This is a genomic window from Halomonas sp. IOP_14, from assembly GCF_021021315.1.
GTDB lineage: Bacteria > Pseudomonadota > Gammaproteobacteria > Pseudomonadales > Halomonadaceae > Vreelandella > Vreelandella titanicae.
The window spans coordinates 79990-98556 of the sequence record NZ_JAINWD010000010.1 but is presented as its reverse complement, the minus strand read 5'-3'; the positions used below and the strand labels follow the sequence as shown (position 1 = coordinate 98556).

Annotated in this window: 17 protein-coding genes, 1 tRNA gene and 1 pseudogene; 7 read left to right on the top strand and 12 right to left on the bottom strand. The window is 54.1% G+C overall.

The genetic code is table 11. From position 1 onward, the window contains the following. Positions 1 to 12 precede the first annotated feature (12 nt). Complete coding sequence (locus K7H09_RS10245) at positions 13 to 978, bottom strand: TAXI family TRAP transporter solute-binding subunit (RefSeq protein WP_089690561.1); 966 nt, start codon at positions 976 to 978, stop codon at positions 13 to 15. A gap of 158 nt (positions 979 to 1136) precedes the next feature. On the opposite strand from K7H09_RS10245, the gene K7H09_RS10240 reads away from it, so the two are divergent. Then, positions 1137 to 2021, top strand: a complete 885-nt coding sequence (locus tag K7H09_RS10240; RefSeq protein WP_230804577.1) for a LysR family transcriptional regulator — start codon at positions 1137 to 1139, stop codon at positions 2019 to 2021. A gap of 81 nt (positions 2022 to 2102) precedes the next feature. Next, the gene (locus tag K7H09_RS10235) at positions 2103 to 3434 is read left to right on the top strand and encodes a M20/M25/M40 family metallo-hydrolase (protein ID WP_022520386.1); all 1332 of its coding nucleotides are present in this window, start codon (positions 2103 to 2105) and stop codon (positions 3432 to 3434) included. Positions 3435 to 4432: 998 nt separating this feature from the next. On the opposite strand, the gene K7H09_RS10230 is transcribed toward K7H09_RS10235, so the two are convergent. Both K7H09_RS10230 and K7H09_RS10225 read right to left on the bottom strand, forming a co-directional pair. Beyond that, entirely contained in the window at positions 4433 to 5170 is a 738-nt protein-coding gene (locus K7H09_RS10230) for a glutaredoxin (protein WP_159176450.1), read from the bottom strand. Positions 5171 to 5343: 173 nt separating this feature from the next. Next, positions 5344 to 6030 carry a type 1 glutamine amidotransferase domain-containing protein gene (locus tag K7H09_RS10225; RefSeq protein ID WP_009288080.1) on the bottom strand — a complete coding sequence of 229 codons (687 nt, stop codon included), beginning with the start codon at positions 6028 to 6030 and terminating at the stop codon, positions 5344 to 5346. A gap of 93 nt (positions 6031 to 6123) precedes the next feature. Here K7H09_RS10225 and K7H09_RS10220 point away from each other — a divergent pair, with 93 nt between their 5' ends. Next, positions 6124 to 6903, top strand: coding sequence for a CLCA_X family protein (locus K7H09_RS10220; RefSeq protein WP_230804575.1), 780 nt, complete (start codon positions 6124 to 6126; stop codon positions 6901 to 6903). A gap of 60 nt (positions 6904 to 6963) precedes the next feature. On the opposite strand, the gene K7H09_RS10215 is transcribed toward K7H09_RS10220, so the two are convergent. From K7H09_RS10215 to K7H09_RS10200, 4 genes are all read right to left on the bottom strand, one after another. Continuing rightward, positions 6964 to 8877: a TRAP transporter permease gene (locus K7H09_RS10215; protein WP_230804573.1), complete on the bottom strand. Its 1914-nt coding sequence runs from the start codon at positions 8875 to 8877 to the stop codon at positions 6964 to 6966. 32 nt (positions 8878 to 8909) lie between these two features. Then, complete coding sequence (locus K7H09_RS10210) at positions 8910 to 10037, bottom strand: TAXI family TRAP transporter solute-binding subunit (protein WP_230804570.1); 1128 nt, start codon at positions 10035 to 10037, stop codon at positions 8910 to 8912. 103 nt (positions 10038 to 10140) lie between these two features. Beyond that, positions 10141 to 11337, bottom strand: coding sequence for a CaiB/BaiF CoA transferase family protein (locus K7H09_RS10205; RefSeq protein WP_027959637.1), 1197 nt, complete (start codon positions 11335 to 11337; stop codon positions 10141 to 10143). After that, on the bottom strand, positions 11330 to 13087 hold the full coding sequence (locus K7H09_RS10200; protein ID WP_081742635.1) for an acyl-CoA dehydrogenase family protein: 1758 nt from the start codon (positions 13085 to 13087) through the stop codon (positions 11330 to 11332). Before K7H09_RS10200 ends, K7H09_RS10205 begins: the two co-directional genes overlap by 8 nt. A 149-nt stretch (positions 13088 to 13236) precedes the next feature. Here K7H09_RS10200 and K7H09_RS10195 point away from each other — a divergent pair, with 149 nt between their 5' ends. Together K7H09_RS10195 and K7H09_RS10190 are read left to right on the top strand one after the other, a co-directional pair. Then, entirely contained in the window at positions 13237 to 14136 is a 900-nt protein-coding gene (locus K7H09_RS10195) for a LysR family transcriptional regulator (RefSeq protein WP_230804568.1), read from the top strand. Between the two features lie 77 nt (positions 14137 to 14213). Beyond that, on the top strand, positions 14214 to 14378 hold the full coding sequence (locus K7H09_RS10190; protein ID WP_155830865.1) for a hypothetical protein: 165 nt from the start codon (positions 14214 to 14216) through the stop codon (positions 14376 to 14378). A gap of 161 nt (positions 14379 to 14539) precedes the next feature. On the opposite strand, the gene K7H09_RS10185 is transcribed toward K7H09_RS10190, so the two are convergent. Then, complete coding sequence (locus K7H09_RS10185) at positions 14540 to 15196, bottom strand: hypothetical protein (RefSeq protein WP_027959639.1); 657 nt, start codon at positions 15194 to 15196, stop codon at positions 14540 to 14542. A gap of 669 nt (positions 15197 to 15865) precedes the next feature. Here K7H09_RS10185 and K7H09_RS10180 point away from each other — a divergent pair. Both K7H09_RS10180 and K7H09_RS24595 read left to right on the top strand, forming a co-directional pair. Beyond that, positions 15866 to 16237: a YkvA family protein gene (locus tag K7H09_RS10180; RefSeq protein ID WP_190373613.1), complete on the top strand. Its 372-nt coding sequence runs from the start codon at positions 15866 to 15868 to the stop codon at positions 16235 to 16237. 153 nt (positions 16238 to 16390) lie between these two features. Further along, positions 16391 to 16650, top strand: a pseudogene (locus K7H09_RS24595) (transposase); the annotation flags it as partial. A 100-nt stretch (positions 16651 to 16750) separates the two neighbouring features. Here the strand turns inward: K7H09_RS24595 and K7H09_RS10175 are convergent. The 4 genes from K7H09_RS10175 to K7H09_RS10160 all read right to left on the bottom strand — a co-directional run bounded on the left by K7H09_RS10175 (position 16751) and on the right by K7H09_RS10160 (position 18567). Further along, on the bottom strand, positions 16751 to 17113 hold the full coding sequence (locus K7H09_RS10175; RefSeq protein WP_022520397.1) for a helix-turn-helix domain-containing protein: 363 nt from the start codon (positions 17111 to 17113) through the stop codon (positions 16751 to 16753). A 38-nt stretch (positions 17114 to 17151) separates the two neighbouring features. Next, complete coding sequence (locus K7H09_RS10170) at positions 17152 to 17403, bottom strand: type II toxin-antitoxin system RelE family toxin (RefSeq protein ID WP_027959641.1); 252 nt, start codon at positions 17401 to 17403, stop codon at positions 17152 to 17154. A gap of 443 nt (positions 17404 to 17846) precedes the next feature. After that, positions 17847 to 17934 (bottom strand) — tRNA-Ser (locus tag K7H09_RS10165). 123 nt (positions 17935 to 18057) lie between these two features. Then, the gene (locus K7H09_RS10160; RefSeq protein WP_039860151.1) at positions 18058 to 18567 is read right to left on the bottom strand and encodes a YiiD C-terminal domain-containing protein; all 510 of its coding nucleotides are present in this window, start codon (positions 18565 to 18567) and stop codon (positions 18058 to 18060) included.

Below are 18567 nucleotides of genomic sequence, written 5' to 3'. Positions count from 1 at the left end.
CTCCAATGGGCCTTACTGGACTGGCTGCAAGGCATCGGGGATGTCATACCCCTGCTCTTCGAAATAGCGCGCAGCGCCAGCATGCAGTGGCACGGTGCCAACCTCCAGGGTCATCTTCGCCATATCCGCATCCTGCATGGCAGCGAAGGCGTTAACCTGCGGCTCTGGGTTTTCCATCACCGCTTTGACGATTTGATAGGCGGTTTCTTCATCCATATCCGGATGGGCGTGCACGGCCACACCAAAGGCCCAAGTGGTGTAGGCAGGAATACCCTCTGCGGCCCCTTCCGGCACATCGACAATCGCCACATCGGGCATTTCGCTGCGCAGTGTGTCGGCCTGCTCTTGGTCAAGCGACAGCACGCTAATCGGTGTGAAAGTGGCGATATCCATGGAGGAGCCATCCAGGCGTTCTCCGACACCCGATTTTACCGACCCCATCACTCGGCCATCTTTCATGGCGTCGACCATATCGGTGGTGGAACCACGTACATAATCCGGTTCGATGCCAAGTGCGCGCATTACCGCTTCGGTGGTTTTCTCAGTAGCTGACCCCGTAATGCCTGGATTGAAGCGCACACCGTTTAAATCAGCGAAGGTTTCCACCCCTGCATCCTGGCGCATCACGGCATTCTGCGGTGCCACGGTGTAGACCCAGAGCAGGCGGTTATCGACGGGGCGGCCTTCAAAATCCTCCTCACCGGCGTAGGCGTGATAACCCGTATTGGTGGTCACCAGGCCCATATCGATTTGGTTGCGGCCTAAACGGCGCAGGTTATCCACAGTGGCACCGGTTTCGGCAACCGAAGAACTGATCCCTTCGACTTGATTATTAATAATCTGATTGACTGCCACAAAGTAGCTGTAGTGGCTGGAGGAGCTTGAGGTAGAGCCAATCAACAGGCGCTCATCAGCGTGAGTAGCAGCAGCGGCCAGCACCGTGGCACTGGCCACCATGGCAGTAAGTAGCGTTTTCATTGTGTCTCCGAAGCTCGCAAAGCGAGCTATTGTTATTGTAGAGCGGCTTTTTATGTAAAACGGTGATCGCGACGCTGTTTGCATGCGATACAGCAAGCATGGTCTGCCAGTTTAATTTTGTATATTGAATAGTTTTTAATTTATGTTTTACTTTCTAAATGAATCCAAGCATCCAGCAGTTGCGTGTTTTAGTTGCCGTCGCCCACTCGCGCAGCCTTGCAGAGGCCAGCGAGCGCGTGCACCTTTCCCAACCGGCGATTTCGATCGCCCTGCGTAAACTTGAGGAGAACGTCGGTGGTGCACTGTTTGCCCGTACCACGCGGCAGCTCGCGTTAACACCGGAAGGCGAAGCCTTTCTGCCCGTTGCCGTGCGGCTCCTGAATGATTGGAACGAAGCCTTTGAGGATCTCAACGACCAATTTTCCAAACAGCGCGGAAAGGTAACCGTGGCCGCCCTGCCTACTCTGGCGGCAGGACTATTCCCGCGGGTCATTAAGCTTTTTCACGAGGCTTACCCACGTATTAACCTCAGCCTGCACGATGTGCTGGCCGATCAAATCAATCAAATGGTGCGCGAAGGTCGCGCCGACCTGGGTCTTTCCGTGCCGCCAAGCGACGCAGACGACTTGACGTTTGACCCCGTCCTCGAAGACAGCTATGTGGTCGTTTGCCCCTGCGGGCATCCATTGCTGGCGCAATCAGCCGTCGCCTGGAGCCAACTCGCGGCTTATCCGTTTATTGGTATCAATCGCCTTTCCAGCTCGCGCCAGGATATTGACCGCATTATGCAGAGCGTAGGAGAACGGCTGGATATCTTGTGCGATGCGCGCCAGATCGCCACGGTAGGCCGCATGGTAGCTGCGGGATTAGGTATTAGCGTGCTGCCCTCGCTCAGTTTTCGGCAAATTGCCGCCGATGGTATTGAGTACCGCCCGCTGGTGGAGCCGACCATTCGCCGTGAGCTGGGCATTATATTGAGCCGCCGTCACCCTCCATCCGCCGCCACCAGCGCCCTGCGCGAGCTAATTCATCACCATGAATAAGCGTCTTTCTCTACACACAGTGCGGGAATCTGGCAGACTAGAGGTGATTAACATCCACCTAAAAATGAGTGAGCGACAACGATGAGCGATAGTGCAAAACCCTGGACACAACCAATGCCCGACGCGCAGTTCAAACTAATGCGCGATATTCTTGCCGCCCCCAGCCCCGTAGGCCTGGAAGCTGCCATGACCTACGGCGTGCTCAAGCCGCATTTTGAGAGCTTCGCGCCTAAAAGCTGGCACCTTCACCAGTTTAAGGGCAACGCGGGCGTTGTGCTGGACACTCACCCCGGCCGCGACGACATGTTCAAGGTCATGCTGATCGGCCATGCGGATAAAATCCGCATGCAGGTGCGCTCGATTGGCGAAGACGGCAAGATCTGGATCAACACCGACTCCTTTCTGCCCACCGTGCTTATCGGCCATGAAGTGAAGTTGTTCAGCGAAGACCCCGACGCCCCCGGTAGCTACCGCTGCATTGAAGGTGGCACGGTCGAGGCACTGGGCGCGATTCACTTCTCCGATCCTGCTCAGCGCGATGGCAGCAAAGGCCTGAAAAAAGAGCAGATCTACCTGGATCTACAGATCCACGGCGAGAATAAAAAGCAACAGGTGCTGAACCTGGGCGTACGGCCCGGCGATTCGATTATTTTCGACCGCCCTATCCGCCCCGGCTTTAGTCCCAATACCTTCTACGGCGCTTACCTGGATAACGGCCTAGGCTGCTTTGTGACCGCCGAAGTGGCGCGTTTGATCGCCGAAGCAGGTGGCACCCAAAATGTGCGCGTGCTGTTTGCGATTGCCAGCTACGAAGAGATTGGCCGTTTCGGCAGCCGCGTGATGGCGGGCGAAATGAAGCCAGATGCCTTAATTGGCGTCGATGTAAACCACGACTATGTGGCTGCGCCCGGTATTGGCGACAAGCGCATGCAGCCACTGGAGATGGGCAAAGGCTTCACCATGGCGGTGGGCTCGATTGCCAGTGAACAGCTCAACCGCATTATCGCCACGGCCGCGAAAGAGCAGGACATTCCGCTGCAGCGCGATATTGTCGGTGTGGATACGGGTACCGATGGCATGGCAGGCGTATTGGCGTCTATCGATAGTGCCGCTACCTCAATTGGCTTCCCTATTCGCAACATGCACACCATCTCAGAAACAGGCCATACCCAGGACGTGCTGGCGGCCATCCATGCCCTCACCCATACCCTGCAAGCCCTGGATGCCATGCCTGACCTACAGCGTGAATTCCTGGATAACCACCCGCGCTTAGACCAAGCGAGCCCGCTCACCCATCAAGGCGGCGACAAGCCTGACAGTGAGAAGGGTGACAGCAAAGACGAGAGCAGCGAAGGCAAAACAGTTAGCCAAGGCAACGACAGTAAGAAAAGTAAGAAAAAAGCGAAGAAATAAAACAAGCGTATAAAAAAGAAGCCCCGGCCACTCCCTGGCTGGGGCTTTATCAAACCTTCCTTGATTCGTCTTCACAAACATCCTGTTTGTGCATCCATGAGCGTAAGCTTCCCTAGCTTTATCTTCCCTGTTGCCACTTCCTTATGCTGTGTACTCACAGTGAACCTTAAAACACTCTATTTATCTAACCTATGTTATTAAACCGGAAAAAATTTATCTTTTTTTATTCAGATTAACTGCACCTATTTAAAGCACGCTTTTTTATATGGCACATATGCCTTGCAGCGCTATACTATTAAAAGTATTGGCAACGATGCTACTCTACACGAACGTTACCACGCCTGAACCATCATCTAACCTAATGGTAGGAGGTCAGCGTGCGAGACATTATTATTAGCAGCAAAGTCAACGGGCTGGATGTCATCTGTCGCCATTGTGGCAACAATGAGTCACCCAAAAACCCGTTTTTGAACCGCTTCCGTTTAGAAGGCACCGGTAAAAACAGTACCACCGTACGCTGCCTGAACTGTCAAACAGCGGTTGAAATACCCTTGAGTGAATTAAGCTCGCTTTATTATCACTATGCTTGTTAAAACAATCGCTTACCAACTTAAGCGGTTATTATAAAAAAGGCTTATCTTTGTGACCGCTGCCTTTTTACTATCAATAGCAATACATTATTAACGAAAGCGTCATAAGAGCTTAATTAAATTTTTATTTATTTCAGGGTAAAAAAAACCCGGCCACTCCTTGGCCGGGTTTTCATCTGTTCTTCCCTGATCTTGCACCACAAACATCCTGTTTGTGCATCCTTGTGCTACACAAGCAATCCTTGCTTGTTCTTCCCTGTCGCGAGTTCCCTTCGCTGTGCACACACAGTGCGCTTTATAACAGCAGGTTTATCTAACCTGTGATATGTAGCGGCAAATAAATTGTTTTTTAACGGATTTTTGGATTTTAAACAGCATTTTAGCCAAGCAAGTTTTTGACGACGATTGTTATAGCAACATTTTCAGCGGCATCCATAGTCCCATCAGCACCATGGCGATATTTTCTGTCAGCGATACAAACCCTAGTGGCACATTGCTGCTTCCGCCAACGCAGGCGCATTTCAGCTCACGCTTATCCACATACACGGCTTTAAAGACCGACACCGCACCTACCGTGCCAATAAACAGTGCCAGCGGTGCTGCCAGCCAAAGCATGGCACCGGCCAGCATTAGTACCCCTGCCAGGGTCTCTGCGTAGGGGTACACATAACTGTAAGGGACATAGCGCTGAGCCAGTAAGTCGTAGTTAAGGAACATCGAGCTAAAGCTCTCTACATCCTGCAGCTTCTGCAAACCCAGCAGCACCATGGCCGTGGCCACCGCATATTCGGGCATTCGTGCCGCCACTAAGGTGCCATTGGCAACCCAGCTAATCGCCAGACCGATGAGCAAAGCGGTAACAAAAATCGCGATCACTGGCCGATATGCGGTCTCTTTTGCACTCGGCACGCTCATGCCTAAATGCTCACGCACCTCTTCATAGCCGCCAATACGTTTATCACCTATATAGGTTTGCGGAGTGGTATCGACATTCTCCTGGGCCTTGAACGCTTCAATTTCATCTCGGGATGTAAGCGGATGGTCATCAACCTGATAGCCTTTGCGTTTTAACAAATCGACTGTTTTCATACCGAATGGGCAGAGATGTTCCGCGGTTTTCATCCGATAGACGCGTGCTGTCTCCATGTTAGTCGCCTCCTTGTTGCGCTGCTGAGAACTGCGCTGTTGAGAACATAGCTAATTAAAAATAAATAACCTATCTCCCTATAAGCATAGTCAGAATCTAATCGGCACCCAAAAATACAAACGGCGAGGAGAGCCTCGCCGTCGTCACCAAACCCGGTATTAATACCGGCGGGTTATTTCGTCAGCCACGCCATTAGCGTTTCAGCCGTGAGCGCTGAGGAAGGAGGGTTTTGCCCTGTGATCAGTTGGCCATCCTCACGTACGTAAGGAGTGAAATCATCCGCTTTGCTATAAATCCCGCCACACTTTTGCAAGGCATCTTCAACGAGATGCGGCACGATATTGGTCAAGCCCACAGCCTCCTCTTCGCCGTTAGTAAAGCCCGTTACTTGGCGGCCTTTTACTAGCGGTTCACCAGCGCTGTCTTTAGCATTTACCAACACTATCGGCGCGTGACAAACCGTGGCAACCGGCTTGCCTTGGGCGATAAAGGTTTCGATCAAGCGAATCGAGTCCGCGTCGTCAACGAGATCCCATAGCGGGCCATGGCCCCCAGGGTAGAATACCGCATCGAAATCATCAGCCTTCATGTCGCTCAAGCGATGGGTAGCGGCAAGCTCCGCGTTAGCTTTTTCATCTTGCTTAAAGCGGCGCGTTTCATCGGTTTGGCTATCGTCTGCGTCACTTTTTGGGTCAAGCGGCGGCTGCCCACCCTTGGGCGATGCCAACGTTACTTCAGCACCCGCGTCTTTAAAGACATAATAAGGGGCTGCCAGCTCTTCGAGCCAAAAACCGGTTTTATTACCAGTATCACCCAACTGATCGTGAGACGTCAGTACCACTAAAATACGCTTGCTCATATCTCTCTCCTGGCGGTGGAAAATGAGGCAATTAAAATGCGTTACGGTTAGTTAGTGGGGGTCTGGATGGCGGAATGCAAGGAGAAACGACAAGTGAGCATCGAAGCGCGGGATTTTTATCGCAGTGGTCCTGACCATCGCCAGGGGCAAGCCAGCAGTTTTGCCCTGATCCGGCGTCAGTTTGATTTTCGCTCCATTGAGATTGGACGCTGGGTAACCAACGCTGAGCGCGACCGTGCCGCCGAGCTGTTTCATGATGCACTGTGCGATCTCATGGTGATTCTACAGGGACCAGAGGCGCTGATTTCACTACGCGGCTCAATCGCGCTGCAATATGGCAGCGGTGGTCGACCTGGTGTTTCTGCCCACTACGACCCCAGCCAACGCAGTTTTGCGCTGGCCAAAAACGCTGGCCCCGGCAGCATTGCCCACGAGTGGTTTCATGCTTTTGATCACTACATCGTCAGCAAGTGTTTTCGCGGCACACCCGTCGGTATGTTCGCCTCTACCGCTTGGCTCGCCGATGCAACGCCCATTGCACACCCTCTGAATCAACTGCTGATGCATTGCTTCAAGGCCGTACTGCTTCGACCAGCGGGTGATCAGCCTAGCGAGCTGTTTCAACGTTCAGTACAGATGGATAAAAAACTTGGACAGCTCTATTACAGTAAACCCGAAGAGCTCTGCGCACGCGCCTTTGAAGGGTTTGTGCAGGATGCGGCCATCACCAATCACTTCCTGGTCAAAGGCACCAAGACCTCTCCTGAAGCGGAAAGAGGTCTTTACCCACGGGGTGCACAGCGGGAACAGATCAATGCAGCGTTCAGCGACTACTTTGGCAGGCTGGGGAAAGCGTTGCGGAATGCAGAGTAAGCATGACGGCGCTCGACAGGCTCTGCTGCCGAACGCCGTGGGTGTATAAAGCAGCTTCACCTAGGTAGAGCACTTCGTAATATCTGCGCGTTTCGTGGTGTGCAGCACCGCCATCAGATAGCACAATGCAAGCGCTAGAAAGCCCAGCAGGTCACTGATCCATTCGGGGTAGATCATCAGTGCGGCAGGCAGCAGCAGCGCACAACGCATGCGCACTCCCACCGAACCTATTCGATAAAGGTATCCTTCCATCGCCGCTGCCACCAACCAGATCGCGGTCATGGCTGTAAAAGCGGAGGCCATCACGCTCAACAGGGGGCCCTGCAAAATCAGCGATGGGTTGAGCACAAACAGGAACGGCAGTACGAACAGCACGGCTCCCAACCGCACGGCATACAGGCTCGTTCGGGTGCTGTTGGCGCCGGCAACACCGGCAGCAGTAATGGCGGCTAGCGCCACGGGTGGAGTGATATAGGAGAGCATTCCCCAGTAAAGAATGAACAGGTGGCTGGCAAGAGGATTGAGGCCAGCACCCACTAGCGCTGGCGCAAGCAGAATCGACAGGAAGATGTAGCATGCGCTGACCGTCATTCCCATCCCGAGGATAAAGCTGGTAATCGCCCCCGCCGCCAGCATCAGGGGAATGCTGTCACCTGCATACAACAGCAGTTCGCGAGAGAAAGCCCCTGCAACCCCCGTATAGGAAAGCCCACCGACCACCAAACCGATACCGGCCAAAACGGCGACCAGACTCCCCACCCCGTGTGCCAACTGATAGAAAAAATCCAGCAGTTGGCTGATACGCAGCCGCTGCTGACGGCGCACCAGTGCAATCGCCAGCAATATCAGGGTGGCATAATAAGGCGCCTGACTTTCCAGACGCATGACAAGCAGCATGTAGATCAGCACGCCCAAACTGAGTAGGTACGGCCATCCAGAGAGCAGCGTGTCACGCACCCTGGGAATATCCTTGGCGGGCATGCCCATGAGGCCTTTGCGGGCAGCATAGTTATCTACCTGAAGCAGCAGGGCCAGGTAGAAGAGCACCGCAGGCAGCAACGCCGCCAGCATTACCTCACCGTAACTGACGCCTAGGAAGGAAGCCATGATGAAGGCAACGGCCCCCATAACGGGCGGCATCAAGGTTCCGCCCGTGGAGGCGCACGCCTCTACGGCAGCGGCATATTCGCGTGAATAGCCACTGCGCTTCATGGCAGGAATGGTAATCGTCCCTGTGGTCAGAATATTGGATACCGCACTACCGGATAAGCTGCCCATGAAGGCACTGGAAACGACGGCCACCTTGGCGGGCCCGCCGCGGCTTCGGCCCATCAATGCAGTGGCGAAATTCATGAAGAACTCACCGCCACCGGTGATGGTCAGCGCTATCCCGAACACGACAAAGCCGATAATCAGGTTGGCGACGACCTGCATCGGCACGCCCACAATGCTTTCCGCCCCCATGACATGGGCTCGGATGGTTTCCCCCCATCCAAAACCATTACTCCACAGGAAACCAGGCATGTGGCCTGCATAGAGCGGATAGAGCCCAAATAGCAGTGCCACGGCAAAAATCGCCCAGCCACCACAGCGGCGAACGCCCTCCAGCACCAGTAGCAGCATCATTGTTGCCACCAGCGTTGCTTCGAGCGGGGCGAAATACTCCCACCCTTGCTGGGTCATGCGCAGGCCATTAAGGCCAAGGTAGATGGCGCCACCAAGAGCAGCCCCCGCCAGCACCCAGTCATACCAGGGCAGGCGTTCGTTATCAGCCTTACGAGCCGGAAAGATCAGTAGTGCCGCCGATAGGAACAGCCCTATCAGATAGTAGATAAAGGCATTACCGATCGGATAGAACCCCAACAGATTGAGGGCAAAGGTTTGGTTGATCGTCATCAACAGACCGACGGCTCCCAGCCCCATCACTATCCACCTTGCCGAACCTTCCAATCGCTCTTGACTTGAATTGCTCATGATGTCGCTCCCAGTGACATATCCACCCGTGGTCAAAGCGCGCCAATCACTTCTTGCCGGCGAGCCTCCCAACGTTCGGCAAGCGCATCCCCTTCGAGGTCTGGCTCCTCGTTCAGCAGGCTATCCCAAGCTTGTTTCAGTGCTTCCAGGCGGGCGAGGCGGTTATCGTTCCATGTCTGCATCTCCTCGCTCCATAGCCCTTTCTCTTCCATATAGCGGATAGCCCCAGGGTGGAAAGGTATATCGATAGGTGGCACGCCGGAGTCCTCGATTGCCCAGCGGTGAATGGCAGCGGTCGCGTCACGATAAAGGTCATAACTCTCATCCAGGCTCTTGATGAACTGGTAGACCTCTTCTTCGTCACGATCAGCCATGGCTACGATGATCGGGTAACGGTAAGCAAGCATGTTGGCGGGAGATTCTTCGTTTAGCCCAGCGCCAATGGTTTCACGGAATGACTGGAAGACAGGGGCCACCTGGTTCATGCGCGCCCAGCCCTCTTCGTCATCGGCAGGAATATCTACCCAGCGAATACCACGAGAAGACTCTTCCAGCTCATAAAGCTGGCTGGCGGTGGTGGTCGTGCAGGTGGCATCGGCCCGATCCTCGACCAGCGAGCTCATGGCGGCGCCGTGAGTCGGGAACATCACCGCCTCCACATCGTCGTGACTCAGCCCTGCGAAGGCCAGGATCGCATCACATTTCACATTGACCGAAGGGTTGCCTGCCACGTAGGCAACCCGTTGCCCCCGCAAGTCTTCGAGCGTGTGGATATTGGCGTCGGCAGCCGATGGCACACCAAAGGTAGACGGTCTTCCGGCAACGGCTCTGAGGTCTTGGGGCCCCCAGCGGCGCTCGCTGAAGTCGTAAATTCCTTCCGTTGCAAAGAAGGACTCCGTGGCCAGGTAGGCATAGTCAGCCCGGCCACTTACCAGGGGCTGCAGTCGCCCAATGGCTGACCCTGCAGGCTGGATACGGATGCGGGTGTTGTAGGTCTTGCCAAAGGCATCGGCGATAGCAGAGGCCTCCGAGTGTCCTTGCGAGCCCACATCATAGGCGGTCCATGTCATGGTGCTGGGAAGCTCTGCGGCCGATGCCGTATTGGCTAGAACGGCAAAAACGGTGGAGATAAGGCCAGTGGCCAGGTGCGTGCGTTTCATGGGTTTGCTCTCATATTGTGTTGTTATTGGCGTAACGTTAATTGTGCTTCTTTTTCAGCCCTTAGGATTGGGCAATGATGTACAGCGTGTTGTGCAAAAGGCTTCATGCCACCGGCACATCCGGCAGCACGCCTTTCGCTCTAAGGTGTTCTATTTGTTGCACGGTCAATCCTGCTTCATGAAGGATGGCGTCGGTATGTTCGGCAAAGCGTGGGGGTGGCGTTTCATAGCGTGAGGGCGTACGAGCCAGCTTGATCGGCGAGCCAGTGCCCTTGTAATGACCGATATTGACGATCATATCGCGGTGCTGGGTATGCGGATGCGCCAGCGCTTGCGTGGTATCGAGTACGGGCCCGCAGGGAACGCCGATACGCATCAACCGGTCGGCAAGCTTATCGCCTTCCCACCTGGCCATGGCACTTTCCAGCACATCACGCAGTGCATCGCGGTTACCCAGGCGGGCACCATTGGTTGCAAAGCGTTCATCCTGGCTAACGTCGTGGCATTCGAGCAACTCGCATAAGCGCGCGAACTGCACATTATTGCCAACCGCCAGAAAAATCGGCTGTGTCGCCGTCCGGTAGACCTCATAAGGGGCAATGTTGGGATGCTCATTTCCCGTGCGGCCCGGCGGCGGTCCACCGTAGAACACGTTGGGAAAGTGGGGGTGCATCAAGGACAGCCCGGAGTCGAACAGTGCTGTCTCGACAAACTGCCCACGCCCGCTGCGCGTACGCTCATGGAGAGCCAAGGTGATACCGATGACGGCATTGAGGCCGGTCACGATATCGACAATGGGCAGCCCCACTCGCAGTGGCTCCCCCTGTTTCTCACCGTTGACACTCATCAGCCCCGCCATTGCCTGGATGATGGCGTCATAGCCAGGCAAACCGCCCATCGGACCATCAGCACCAAACCCACTGATTCGACACTGGATCAGGCGGGGAAAGTGCGCGCTGAGAATGTCATAGCTCAACCCCCACTTCTCCAGGGTTCCCGGCTTGAAGTTTTCCACCAGCACATCGGCGCCCTCCAGCAACTGCAGTAACAGTGCCTTGCCGTCAGGATGACGAAGATCCAGCGCCATCCCGCGCTTGCTGCGGTTCAAGCCGTGGAAATAGGAAGCTGCATCGCCTTCGAAAGGAGGCCCCCAGCCGCGGGTTTCATCCCCCCCGGGAGGCTCGATCTTGATCACATCCGCACCGTAGTCACCCAGCACCTGGGTGCAGTACGGGCCTCCCAACACACGGCTAAGATCAATCACCCTGATTCCGCTCAGTGCGCCATTTGGCTTATCCATGCCCCCCCCCCAGCCCGTGAGAACGCGCCAGTGCTTGGGTATTCACAACCGCCACGACCTGTTCGTCGGTCATCGGCGTTTCGCTGAGCAGCATCGCCAGCGCTTCCGGCGACGCTCGACTGACCGATAGCGGATCGGGAGGGAGTAGCTTGTGGCGTACCACCAGCCAAGCGAGTGCCAATCGCCGCCTGTCTCCCGTGATCCGGGACGCCTCCCAGGCCATAAGAATGGCGGAGGTAATGTGGTAGAGACTGCTGGCGATCCGCCGCGCGTCGTGCTCGCAGGCAGGATCCTCTGCCAGTGCATTCGCGCTCTCTACTGCCTTGTCGAGGAGCACCTGCAACAGGTGGCGCTCGTGATTCTCAATGGCGGACGCCTGCAACTGTTGGTGCAAGTAGTCAGCCAGTACCGGCAAGGTCTGTTCACGCCGAATCGCCCGGAAAACATCCAGGGCAACGATATTGCTGGTGCCTTCCCATATTGAGCCAAGGTGGGCATCACGCAGCACGCGGGCATCCGACCACTCCTCGATGTAGCCACATCCACCACGTACTTCCATGCCATCCCCAGCCACCTTGCGTGCATCCCGCGTGGTGCGGAACTTGATCATGGGTGTCAGGATGCGCAAGAGCTTGGCTGACTGGGTATCCCCCGCATCGGCACGCCGCAGGCACTCGGCTGTGTGGAAGACCATCGTGCGCCCCTGCTCGGCAGTGAGCATCATCTTGCTGAGCTGACGCTGCATAAGCGGCAGCTCGATGAGCTGGCTACCGAACGCCTGCCGATGGCGGGCAATGAAAAGCGCCTCGTTGAGTGAGCGACGCATTAGCCCCGCCGACCGCACCCCGTTCGAGAGACGAGACATGTTGATCATGTCCGTCATCTGCTTGAAGCCCTGCCCCGGCTCTCCCACCACATAGGCTTCGGCGCCTTCGAGCAGGATCTCACCGCTCGCCATGGAGCGAGTACCCAGCTTGTCTTTCAGGCGTACGATGCGGTAATGGTTAAGATCACCATTTTCCAGATACCGGGGCAGCAGGAACAGCGTGAGACCGCGAGTGCCCCGCTCCCCCTGCTCGGGGCGCGCCAACACCATCGCCAACGCGGCATCGGGGTTAGAACAGAACCATTTGTCGCCATAAAGGCGCCATTTGCCGTCTTCCTGCCTCGCTTCCGTAGTAATCGCCCCTACATCAGAGCCTGCATCCTGCTCGGTCATGAACATGGCTCCCTGATAGGCCAGATCCATATCCTGTGAGGTCAACGCTTCCAGGTAGCGGTTCACCAACGCTTCGTCGCCAAACTTGCGCAACGTGCGAGTCAGTGCATCGGTCATGCTAAGCGGGCAGCAAAGGCCAAACTCTGCCTGCACGAACAGGTACGTCAGCGCATACTTCACTACCGGCGGCATGGGTTCCGACCAGTCAAGCACTCCACCGCGGTGCGACATGGCCGCCAGCCCGAACTGCCCATAGGCATACGCTTCCAGGCGTTGATAGGCTGGATGTTTGAGGATCTGCTGACGCTCGGCGCCATTTCGGCTGCGCAGGGCAAGTTCAGGTGGATGCTTGTCAGCCTCGATAGCCAGCGTTTCCAGTTCACCGCCAGCAAGGGCTCCCATCTCATTGAAGTGGCGCTCCAGATGCTGACGTAGCGCCGCCGGCAAATAGAGATCCAGAAGTTGGGAAAGGGTGGGATCGTTATGGTAACTGTTCTGCCCCCAGGAATCGGGGATATTGCGGTGTATCATTTCATTCACGACGGCGTACCTCTTGGACTTATTATATGTTTTATCGTCACATTAGGTCGGTATGGAGGCCGTCTCCAATACTGTTTTAGGATCCATTGATTCAGTTTTATGTATGATTGAAGAACAAGAAACGATAAGGAACGAAGCCAATGGCGCTGACATTTCGACAGTTGCGTTACTTTCTAGTGCTCTCGGAGGAGCTGCATTTCGGCAGAGCAGCACAGCGTCTGCATATCTCTCAACCACCGCTAAGTGCCAGCCTGCGTCAACTGGAAGAGGAGCTAAAGGTCAAGCTGCTGCTGCGCAATAGCAAACGCGTTACCCTCACGCCCGCCGGAGAAGCCTTCCAGCGCCAGGCACGCCGGATTCTCGAGCAGCTAGAAGACTCGCAAACGCTGGTGCAGCGCATTGCCTCAAGCACCACCGGCCTGGTGCGCGTCGGGTTTACACCCGCCATGCTCTTTCGCGGCCTGCCAGAACTGCTCAAACGCCTGCAATCCCGCTATCCCGGCATCGAAATACAATTGATCGAACGCAACTCGGCAGATCAAGTAGAAGCAGTGATGCAAGAGCAGCTCGATATCGGCTTCATCCATTCGATGCCGTTACCCGAGGGAATCGAGTCGGTCATCCTGTCGGACGAACCCTTCCTGTGCTGCTTGCCAGCGCATCACCACCTAGCAGGCCGACGCGAGTTGGCGGTCAAGGAACTGGCCAATGAGCCCATCATCCTGTTTGGTCGCGACCTTGCCCCTCACTATTACGACAGGATCATCGGCCTGTTTCACCACGCCGATGTTAAACCCCATATTTGTCACGAAGTCTCCCACTGGTTGACCATTCTTGCTCTGGTAGCCAATGCGATGGGCGTTGCCCTGGTACCCCAATCACTTGCCAAAGCCGGGTTTTCCAATGTGAGCTTTCTCCCTCTGACCGATTCAACGACACGACATCAGTCGCACTGCATATGGCGCAGCGATTCGGAGGAACATGAAGAAATCCGTCAGTTGCTGCTTAACTGCCTAAAAGAACAACAGCAAGTCAGGTAAGCACGGCGCCAAGCCCAGCAGCCCCCCTACCTGCCCTACTCCCGCCGACCACCTCATTCCGTCGTGAGGAAACCGCAGTGCAGTCGTTGTCGCCTACGTGCGAAATAACGCTTTCGCGACTACGCTATAGCAACGCTCACTACTCAAAGGAAGAGAATATGTCTACTACCACTATCGTCGTTATCGTTGTGGTTATCGTTGCCGTGCTGGGTATTGGCTTCGGCGGAGTGCTGCCTTTTTAAACGTCGTGAACAGAGGGTTCTCAGGAACTCGACGCTAAGCATCTGACCTGAGCACAAAAAAAGCCCGCTGATTGTGAACTGCATCCCAATCGTTGGATGAGTGTCCAACTTTTGAGGTGCAGTTCAGTGGCGGCGCGGCGGGTTCAAAGGTAACAGTTACATCAATCAGGGAAGTTCCGGATTAGCTTGTAGGTAATACCTGTGTTTCCAGCTTCAATTACCTCTAAGGAGGCTCCTTTGTAACTTATCTCGTCGGAGGTGCTTAAATCATACTCTACTTCGTTATTGAAAGCTGGCCTGGCAAGACTGGAGCTAAATTCTCTGTAACCAATGTTGATTTTATCTCCAATGCGACCATTATATATGAGCGTCTGCTGGAAGCTGTCTTCTTGCTCAGATAGCCTTTTCGCCTTTGTGTAGTCACCAGCATAGCAAGCACTACCTCCAAAAGTAGTTATGACACATATTTCAGCATTGTCTTTTTTGGCAACTGCTAGCGCTTGGATTGGATCAGCAAAGGCTCCTCTGACCACGCCTGTAGGTTCATAAAAATCATTTTCCGTATCGTGCCCAATCTGGCGATAGGTTCTATTAGGGATGTCATACATAGCCCCATCAATCATTTGGTTTACTCGGAGAACGCCCACCTCAACCATCGAGCCTTTCTCAACCATGTGCTCTCCCACGCCCACGGTCATAACTTCACCGATCTCAGGATAACTCACCCGATTAACCAACTCTTCCCCCCCATTGTAGGAAACTGTTGTACAGCCCGTTAGAGAAATGAGGCTTAGTAAAACAAAAATCGCTTTTTTCATTCTATATCCCTTGCTTATTAGAGTAGCCCTCTCGGAGGGACGTTTTTAATCCCGAATTCATCTAAAATTCGCTAATCCATCTTAGCGTTTTAAGCCACCCGCTAGTTAGGGTGCTTGTGGGGAATTGCTTCATTTAAAAATATGACGTAGCCGCACTTGTCGTTACTGCTCCGAAAACCACCAATGCCGATGTCGGTCTGCACTGCCTGAACTCACTACCCAGGCATATCGAGCATGGTCAAGTACATCTTTAAAAGCAACCTTGAAATCAGAGCTACCTGCAAATACATCCGCCATGCTGAGGGTTTACCGGATGTTGATGCAACTTGAGTCTGAACGGCTGTCATGAACTGCATGAAAATAAGCCAATAATTGCTCGCTTAACTGGAGGCAGCGTAAACCCAGCAAATTAAATCCTCCAGATAAATGTTTCCAAGTCAATGCGAGCAACTTCATTGCGTTCGTTTGATATGAGTCGAATGCAGTGAGCATCATTGGTGCTGAGTTGAATTTTCTTCAGGCAGGGGGTGACAAGCTTCTTCATCTACTGGATGATTACCTAAGGTGATTGAGCCTGGGTTGACCCGTGAATCTCAATCACTGCCAGCAAAGGAACTTAACGACTAAGATAAATGAAATAATATCAAGTATTTAACTATAGGGGGCAACGTGAGCAAGGGCGAACCACAAGCATCACTGGATGAAAAGATCGACGCACATGCAGACAGTTATTCAGATGAGAGTTTCTGGAACAAGACGACTAAGTACGCCAAGAAGGCTGGTGAAAAAACACTCTCACCAGCATTGAAGATGTACTACTCAGCCAAGGATAGCGACACCCCAATGTGGGCAAAAACTACGGTTTATGGTGCGCTTGGATATTTCATCTCTCCTGTTGATGCCATACCTGATCTAACTCCAGTTCTTGGCTATACTGACGACATAGGCGTTCTTGCCGGTGCACTGGCAATAGTGGCAGCGCATATAAAAGATGAACACTATGAACAGGCACAACAGACCCTCAAGCGCTGGTTTAACTGATCTATCCACCAATGTACACCCATGGCGTGAAAGCCTTTATTGGCTTTCACGCCATTTTTGATTTCTAACCAATCACTCATGTTTAATCAGCTTGAATCGCCTTGGGTTTAGTAGACAACTCTAGGCCTTATACTAAAGGCATCTAGAGGATACATGAGCCATCCCCGTTATACTGAAGAATTCAAAATCAAAGCCGTCCAACAGGTGGTAGAGCGTGGGGCCATCGAGTCGCTGAAGTTGCTGCTCGGTTAGGCGTCTCAGACCACAGTTTGTACCATTTGATCAAGCGCTACGACAGACCTGTAGAACTCCGGAAAAAAAGATGATGATCTAAGCTGAAAGACGACGCTTGAAGACGGAACTAAAACGCGTATCGAAGGGCGGGGCCTATTAAAAAAGGCCGCCGCGTGCTTCGCTAGAGGATCTGACTGAGGTAAGCGTTTATTCAGGATCATGCGAGCCAATATCAAAAAGCAGGCCGCTGTTCATTGCTCACCGAGAGGGCCGTGACCGTCAGGTAATATCTCTCAACTCCACATCCAACGCAGCCGCAATGCGGGTCAGCACACTCAACGAGCCGCTCTTTTTTCCTGACTCTATTTCGGAGAGGTACCCCTGGCTAATCCCTGCTTTTTCCGCCAGTTCACCTGCGCGTAGGCCACGGTATTCACGGTACACCTTCACGGGTGCCACGCCGTCCAGCAGCGCATCCACAACCGCTGCGGGAAATGACTCTTCACCACGCGCCACAACCGCGTTGGCAGCGTCGATATCGTCCTGGTCTTCCAACCGCGCAAGCAATGCGTGGTACTCCTGCTCGGGCAGTACCACCAGCCGCTCGCCAGTGGGCGTTTGAATAATCTGAGGTGCACTCATGCCGCCTCCTGTTAATTGCCGGGTGCATTATTGATGCTTTATTGATAAATAGCACCACGGGCACCGATGTTAATGATGTCCAACACATCGCCACGCTCGTCGATGATCACCCGCCAGTCGCCTACCCGCAGGCGAATATAATCGCTCCCCTTCAACGCCTTCACATTATTGCGTTGGCTTTCCGGGTCTTCCGCGTAGGCCTTGATTTTACCTTGTATGCGCTTCGACTCAGGCCGCGGCATTCGCTGCAGCACCTTTAGTGCACTTTTACGGTAAGTGATCGTCTTCATTACTAGCATTATAGCTAATAGAGAATAAATATAGAAATTTTTTAGCTGTAAGCTAACAAACACCACAGAAGGTCAATATCGCCATGGTGACCAGTTGGGCTAACTCGCCCTTTTACGAGAACGCTATCCGCGAGCGCTTCTGGAAAACCCACCTAAAACACGCCGGCGTTCGCTACCGCGGCCCCAACCAGTGCCGGCACCCGTTCATAAGCCAGCTGCTCTCATTGGAAAAGTGGTGCCGCTGCACTGGATCTCTAACCACGTTGGCCACGCGACGATCATCATGATCCAACAGCGTTATGGTAAGTGGATTCGCAGCGACGGCCCAGATATTCCAGCGCCATTGAGAAGCAATTAAATCTGGAAGCATTCCCAAGTTAGTCCCTGAGAGCCAAAACAAAAAAGGCCGTCGAGCTAATTGCTTGACGGCCTTAAAAATTCTGTGGCGGAGGGGGAGGGATTCGAACCCTCGAAGCCTTGCGGCTTACACACTTTCCAGGCGTGCTCCTTCGACCACTCGGACACCCCTCCGCGTTTTGGCGCTGTTGAAAGGCTGAACCTTTCGCGACAGAACGGCGCATATACTATTGGCTAAGCCTCGAAATAGCAAGCCTTTTCCGGCTGACGAACCTTTAGGTTAGTGGCATACCCCGGTTATCGTTCAGACAATACAGCGTAGCTGCCGTTGGCTTCCAGGCAGAGCGTCTCGCCACAATAGAGCTGCTGGGTTAGCGCTATGCGGCCTTTTCCTCGCTCAGCGAGCTTGTTGGCAAGCTGAGTAGGGCCTTCTGACACGGCTGGCGTACATACCAAGCGGTAGTCACTTGTTACTGGCGCCAGAAAACGCTGACGGGCCTCAGCAACGACGACATCGCGCGCAATGCCCCGCTCACGTAGCCATAGCGTTACCCAGCACCAGCCTTGTAGCGTCGTCTGCGCCGTCAGTGCACCACCAAAGCCCGTGCCTTTATCGTTAAGGTTGGGCTCCAGCGCTAACTGCCAGGCTAGTGAATCACCCTGACGCGTCATTTTGCTAATACCTAACGCGCCCACCATGGGTATGGCGTCGCTCAGCCACTGCTGAAAAACGGCCAGATTTTCCGGCTGGCCTTTTGGCAATGGCAATCGTGGATGAGGGATGCCTGGCTGACGAGGGAGACTCAT

Coding starts and splice junctions, on each gene's coding strand:
- K7H09_RS10245 (WP_089690561.1), bottom strand. CDS start 978: ATGAAAACGCTACTTACTGCCATGGTGGCCAGTGCCACGGTGCTGGCC.
- K7H09_RS10240 (WP_230804577.1), top strand. CDS start 1,137: ATGAATCCAAGCATCCAGCAGTTGCGTGTTTTAGTTGCCGTCGCCCAC.
- K7H09_RS10235 (WP_022520386.1), top strand. CDS start 2,103: ATGAGCGATAGTGCAAAACCCTGGACACAACCAATGCCCGACGCGCAG.
- K7H09_RS10230 (WP_159176450.1), bottom strand. CDS start 5,170: ATGGAGACAGCACGCGTCTATCGGATGAAAACCGCGGAACATCTCTGC.
- K7H09_RS10225 (WP_009288080.1), bottom strand. CDS start 6,030: ATGAGCAAGCGTATTTTAGTGGTACTGACGTCTCACGATCAGTTGGGT.
- K7H09_RS10215 (WP_230804573.1), bottom strand. CDS start 8,877: ATGAGCAATTCAAGTCAAGAGCGATTGGAAGGTTCGGCAAGGTGGATA.
- K7H09_RS10210 (WP_230804570.1), bottom strand. CDS start 10,037: ATGAAACGCACGCACCTGGCCACTGGCCTTATCTCCACCGTTTTTGCC.
- K7H09_RS10205 (WP_027959637.1), bottom strand. CDS start 11,337: ATGGATAAGCCAAATGGCGCACTGAGCGGAATCAGGGTGATTGATCTT.
- K7H09_RS10200 (WP_081742635.1), bottom strand. CDS start 13,087: ATGATACACCGCAATATCCCCGATTCCTGGGGGCAGAACAGTTACCAT.
- K7H09_RS10195 (WP_230804568.1), top strand. CDS start 13,237: ATGGCGCTGACATTTCGACAGTTGCGTTACTTTCTAGTGCTCTCGGAG.
- K7H09_RS10185 (WP_027959639.1), bottom strand. CDS start 15,196: ATGAAAAAAGCGATTTTTGTTTTACTAAGCCTCATTTCTCTAACGGGC.
- K7H09_RS10175 (WP_022520397.1), bottom strand. CDS start 17,113: ATGAGTGCACCTCAGATTATTCAAACGCCCACTGGCGAGCGGCTGGTG.
- K7H09_RS10170 (WP_027959641.1), bottom strand. CDS start 17,403: ATGAAGACGATCACTTACCGTAAAAGTGCACTAAAGGTGCTGCAGCGA.
- K7H09_RS10160 (WP_039860151.1), bottom strand. CDS start 18,567: ATGAGTCTCCCTCGTCAGCCAGGCATCCCTCATCCACGATTGCCATTG.